2 protein-coding genes are annotated in these 615 nt (G+C 27.6%); one reads left to right on the top strand and one right to left on the bottom strand.

Annotation, left to right across the window (positions count from 1 at the left end; all coding sequences use genetic code 11):
* Positions 1-29 precede the first annotated feature (29 nt).
* Positions 30-203 carry a hypothetical protein gene (locus AMO08_RS02390; RefSeq protein WP_256997641.1) on the bottom strand — a complete coding sequence of 58 codons (174 nt, stop codon included), beginning with the start codon at positions 201-203 and terminating at the stop codon, positions 30-32.
* Positions 204-246: 43 nt separating this feature from the next.
* Here AMO08_RS02390 and AMO08_RS02385 point away from each other — a divergent pair.
* Positions 247-615 (top strand): YgfZ/GcvT domain-containing protein (locus AMO08_RS02385; RefSeq protein WP_425304632.1); only part of this gene is annotated, 369 nt, incomplete at its 3' end.

Raw genomic sequence — 615 nt, 5'->3', positions numbered from 1 at the left:
AGGGTAGTCGCTATCGATCAAAACCTTGCCTATTTCAATTTCATTATTATAAATACTGTATGGCCTTCTGCATTAATTGTCTCTTTTGCCTCTTCTGAAATTTGTCCAATCTTTTGTATTTTTCCATCTTTTATAGCAACATCTACATCTTTTAACTCACCATCGATGTAACATTGTCCATTTTTAATTATAAGATCTAACATTTTGAGAAATTGTTATTATATTACATTCTATAATTAATCAATTATGAATATCAAAAACGTTTATATTTTAGATGACAGAGCAATTCTTTATATTAACGGAGAAGATGCAAAAGAGTTTCTTCAAAATCTTATTAGTAACGACATAAACAAAGTAAGCGATGTAAATAGTTGTTTTAGTTCATTACTTACACCCCAAGGTAAATTTTTATATGAATTTATAATTGTAAAACATAAGTCTGGATATCTTTTGGATTGTGAAAAACCTCAGGCAGAGGAGTTATTCAAACAATTATCGCTATATAAATTAAGATCAAAAGTTGAAATTCTAAATTTAAGTAATGAGTTCGTTGTAGCAGCATTTTCTCATGAAAAATTTTTAACTTTTGATGCTGCAAAAGATCAATATGGATAC

Origin of the sequence: Candidatus Pelagibacter communis (assembly GCF_001180205.1) — a bacterium.
GTDB lineage: Bacteria > Pseudomonadota > Alphaproteobacteria > Pelagibacterales > Pelagibacteraceae > Pelagibacter > Pelagibacter ubique_O.
This window is presented reverse-complemented; position numbering and strand designations above follow the sequence as displayed.